Source organism: Saccharopolyspora sp. 7B, from assembly GCF_020177435.1.
Classification (GTDB): Bacteria; Actinomycetota; Actinomycetes; order Mycobacteriales; family Pseudonocardiaceae; genus Saccharopolyspora_C; species Saccharopolyspora_C gregorii.
Genome location: NZ_JAIUKC010000259.1, coordinates 1 through 4,478, shown reverse-complemented (window position 1 = coordinate 4,478; position 4,478 = coordinate 1). Strand labels below are relative to the sequence as shown.

3 protein-coding genes are annotated in these 4,478 nt (G+C 73.0%); 1 reads left to right on the top strand and 2 read right to left on the bottom strand.

The window, feature by feature from the left end; all coding sequences use genetic code 11:
• Both LCD33_RS28305 and LCD33_RS28300 read right to left on the bottom strand, forming a co-directional pair.
• On the bottom strand, positions 1-1,647 hold a 1,647-nt coding region (locus LCD33_RS28305), incomplete at its 3' end, for a FadD3 family acyl-CoA ligase (protein WP_224978483.1).
• Positions 1,648-1,651: 4 nt separating this feature from the next.
• Positions 1,652-2,797 carry a steroid 3-ketoacyl-CoA thiolase gene (locus LCD33_RS28300; RefSeq protein WP_224978482.1) on the bottom strand — a complete coding sequence of 382 codons (1,146 nt, stop codon included), beginning with the start codon at positions 2,795-2,797 and terminating at the stop codon, positions 1,652-1,654.
• A gap of 229 nt (positions 2,798-3,026) precedes the next feature.
• On the opposite strand from LCD33_RS28300, the gene LCD33_RS28295 reads away from it, so the two are divergent.
• Positions 3,027-4,253 (top strand): cytochrome P450, encoded by a 1,227-nt coding sequence (locus LCD33_RS28295; protein WP_224962463.1) that lies wholly within the window; start codon positions 3,027-3,029, stop codon positions 4,251-4,253.
• Positions 4,254-4,478 lie beyond the last annotated feature (225 nt).

Here is a 4,478-nt window from a genome sequence, read left to right as displayed (position 1 = left end):
GGGGGGGGGGGGGGGGGGGGGGCGGGGGGCGGGCGCCCCCCCCCCCCCCCCCCCCGGGGGCCGGGGCCCCCCCCCCCGCGGCCCGCCCCCCCCCCCCCCCCCCCCCCCCCCCCCCCCCCCGCACTCGACGTGGCGGGGGAGCTTGAAGTTGGCGAGGTGCTCGCGGCAGTGGGCCAGGACCTCGTCGGCGGTGAGCCGGTGGCCGGGGGCGGCGACCACGTAGGCCTTCCCGACCTCGCCGAGGCGGGCATCGGGCACGCCGACCACCGCGGCCTCGGCGACGCCGGGCAGCCGCGCGATCGCCTGCTCGACCTCGGCCGGGTACACGTTGAACCCGCCGCAGACGTACATGTCCTTGAGCCGGTCGGTGATGGTGAGCCTGCCCGCGCGGTCCACCCGGCCGAGGTCGCCGGTGTGCAGCCAGCCGTCCGCGTCGACGGCGGCGCGGGTCTGCGCCGGTTCGTCCCGGTAGCCGAGCATCGTGTTCGGGCCGCGCAGCAGCACCTCGCCGACCTCGCCGGTGGGCAGGGCGCGGCCGTCGGCGCCCGCGATGCGCAGTTCGAAGCCGGCGGTGGGGCGCCCGCAGGTGGTGGCGACCACCGCGTCGTCGTCCTCCGGGCGGCACATGGTCGCGACCACGGCCTCGGTCAGCCCGTAGGCGGTGAGCACGGTGTCGAAGCTGAGCTCCCGCTGCATCCGCTCCACCAGCACCCGCGGCACCGAGGCCGCACCGGTGACGGCCAGCCGCAGGCTGGAGAGGTCGTGCTCGGCGCGCGCCGGATCGTCCAAGATGGACTGGTAGACGGTGGGCGGCCCGGGCAGCACGGTGATCCGCTCGCGGTGCACCAGTTCCAGCACCGCGCGGGTGTCGAACACCGGCACCGGCACGATCGCCGCCCCGCGCAGCAGGCACACCAGGATGCCCGCCTTGTAGCCGAAGCTGTGGAAGAACGGGTTCACCACCAGGTACCGGTCCGCCTCGTCGACGCGCCCGCAGGTCGCCCACGCGTCGGCGACGGCGAGAGCCTGGCGGTGCGCGCTGAGCACGCCCTTGCTGCGCCCGGTGGTCCCGGAGGTGTAGAGCAGGTCGCTGGGATCGGTGCCGCGCACCCGGGCGGCGGCCTCGTCCACCCGGTCGGCCGGGAGCGAGCGGTCACCGACCTCGGCCCAGTCCGCGCAGCGCGGCAGCGGTGCCGCGGCGCCCTCCACCGGGATGCGCAGGACCGTGCGCAGCGCGGGCAGGCCGGACACCGGGGTGCCGGTCGGCTCCCCTCCCTGCGCGCGCAGCTCTCGCAGCCGGTCCCGCCCGAGGAAGGTGTCGGCCACCACCAGTGCGCTCGCCGAGCTGCGCACCAGCACATCGCGGGTCTCGGCCGCGGTGAACCGGGTGTTGATCGGCACCAGCACCGCGCCCACGTGCAGCGCGGCCAGCGCCGCCACCACCCAGTGCCCCGTGTTCGGCGAGTTCAGCGCCACCCGGTCCCCGGCCCGGACGCCTTCGGCGAGCAGGAAACCCGCCAGCTCGCGGACCTGCTCGCGCAGCTCCCGGAAGGTCAGCCGCAGCGCCGGATCGACGACGGCGGCGCGCTCGGCGAACCGCTCGGCGGCGAGGTCGAGGGCGGCGGGCACCGTCTCCGGGACGTCCACGGCCTCAGATCCGCTCGATGATGGTCCCGGTGGACAGGGCGCCGCCCGCGCACATCGTGATCAGCGCGGTGCTCGCGTCCCGCCGTTCCAGTTCGTGCAGCGCGCTGGTGATCAGCCGGGACCCGGTGGCGCCGACCGGGTGGCCCAGCGCGATGGCGCCGCCGTTGACGTTCACCCGCTCCAGGTCGGGCCGGTGCACCGCGGCCCAGGACAGCACGACGGAGGCGAACGCCTCGTTCACCTCGAACAGGTCGATGTCGCCGATCTTCATCCCGGACCGCTCCAGCACCCTCGCGGTGGCCTGCACCGGCCCGTCCAGGTGGTAGTACGGCTCGGCACCGACGAGGCACTGCGCGACGATCCGGGCCCGCGGGCGCAGGCCGAGCGCGGCGGCCCGGTCGGCGTCGGCGAGCAGCACCGCGGCGGCGCCGTCGGAGATCTGCGAGGCCGTGCCCGCGGTGTGGAATCCGGCGTCCAGCACGGGTTTCAGCCCGGCGAGCGCTTCCGCGCTGGTCTCGCGCAGTCCCTCGTCCCGGGTGACCAGGTGGGTGCCGCCGTCGGGGGCGGGGGCGCGGGTCGGCACGATCTCGCGGGCGAACCGGCCTTCGTCCCAGGCGGCGCGGGCGAGCCGTTGCGAGCGCAGCCCGAACAGGTCCACCTCGGCGCGGTCCAGGCCGCGCCGTTCGGCGATGCGGTCGGCGGCCAGGTACTGGTTCGGCAGGTCGAGGTCCCAGCTGTCGGGGCGCGGCCGTCCCGCCTCGGTGCCGATGTTGGCGCCCAGCGGCACCCGGCTCATCGCCTCCACGCCGCAGGCGATGCCGACGTCCACGGCACCGGTGCTGATCAGCCCGGCGACCAGGTGCGCGGCCTGCTGGGCCGAGCCGCACTGGGCGTCGACGGTGGTGCAGCCGGTCGTCTCGGGCAGGCCCGCGTGCAGCCAAGAGGTGCGGGTGATGTTGCCGGCCTGCGCGCCCGCCTGGGTGACGCAGCCGCCGACGACCTGCTCGACGAGTTCCGGGGCGAGGCCGGTCCGGTCGAGCAGACCGCGCTGGGCGGTCCCGAGCAGTTCCGCGGGGTGCAGGCCGGAGAGCGCGCCCCGGCGCCTGCCGATCGGAGTGCGTGCCGCGTCCACGATCACCGGAGTGCCCACCGTTCGTCTCCCTTCGGCATGAACGACCGGAAGTTTCAATGTAGAACTTGTTCTCGTTACCGACAAGGTCGTGCCGCAGGGGCGCGTCGTAATGGGGGAGAATCCGGACGCACCGCGTGATCATCACTGTTACGGGGGTTTACTAACCAGATCGGATGTGGTTCGGTTCACATAGAACAAGTTCTCTTTCGTGGACTCGTGTCTCCGTGCGGCCCGCAGGAGGTTGCCAGTGGTCTGCCCCCACATCCCGCCCGGCTTCGACTTCACCGACCCCGACCTCTACGCCGAACGGCTGCCCATGCGCGAGTTCGCCGAACTCCGGCGCACCGCACCGGTGTGGTGGAACCCGCTGCCCCGCGGCAAGGCCGGCTACGACGACGAGGGCTACTGGGTGGTGAGCAGGCACGCCGAGGTCAAGGAGGTCTCGCGCCGCAGCGACGTGTACTCCTCCTGGGAGAACACCGCGATCACCCGCTTCACCTCCGAGATGAACCGCGAGCAGATCGAGATGCAGCGGTTCATCCTGCTCAACATGGACCCGCCCGAGCACACCAAGCTGCGCGGCATCGTCGCCCGCGGCTTCACCCCGCGCGCCATCAACGGCCTCCGCGACGCGCTGCGGGAACGCGCCGAACGCATCGTCGAGACCGCGCTCACCGGCAGCACCGGCGACTTCGTCACCGACGTCGCCTGCGAACTCCCGCTGCAGGCCATCGCCGAACTGCTCGGGGTCCCGCAGGAACACCGGAAGAACATCTTCGACTGGTCGAACCAGATGATCGCCTACGACGACCCCGAGTACTCCATCGACCCGGCCGCCGCCGCCACCGAACTGCTCGGCTACAGCATGGGCATGGCCGAGCAGCGCCGCGGCTGCCCGATGGACGACATCGTCACCAAGCTCGTGCAGGCCGACGTGGACGGGCACGCGCTCAACGACGACGAGTTCGGTTTCTTCGTGCTGCTGCTCGCGGTCGCGGGCAACGAGACCACCCGCAACGCCATCACCCACGGCATGCTCGCCATGCTCGACCACCCCGAGCAGTGGGAGCTGTTCAAGGAGCAGCGCCCCGCCACCACCGCCGACGAGATCGTGCGCTGGGCGACCCCGGTGATGTCCTTCCAGCGCACCGCGCTCGCCGACACCGAGCTGAACGGGGTGGCGATCGGGCGCGGCGAGCGGGTCGCGATGTTCTACAGCTCCGCCAACTTCGACCCCGAGGTCTTCGACGAACCGGAGCGCTTCGACATCACCCGCGACCCCAACCCGCACGTCGGGTTCGGCGGCACCGGCGCGCACTACTGCCTCGGGGCGAACCTGGCCCGGCTGGAGATCGACCTCATCTTCCAGGCCATCGCCGACCGGATGCCCGGCATCGCCAAGGCCGGCGAACCCCGCCGCCTGCGCTCCGGCTGGCTCAACGGCATCAAGGAACTCCAAGTCCGCTACCGCTGACCCGGCGCGCGCACCGCCCGCCTTCGAACCTGCCAGGTGGGTCGTGTCGTTTTCCTGTCAGCGGCGAAGCCGCTGAGCGGAGACCACCTGAGCAACGGGACCACCCGCGGGTTCTCAGCGGCTTCCTCGCGAGGACAGCGTTTTCGCATGTGGCGGAGCCACCTGCGAAAACGATCCCGCAGCGAGGGAAGCGCTGAGGTTCCGCCACCCCACCCCTCCGCAAAC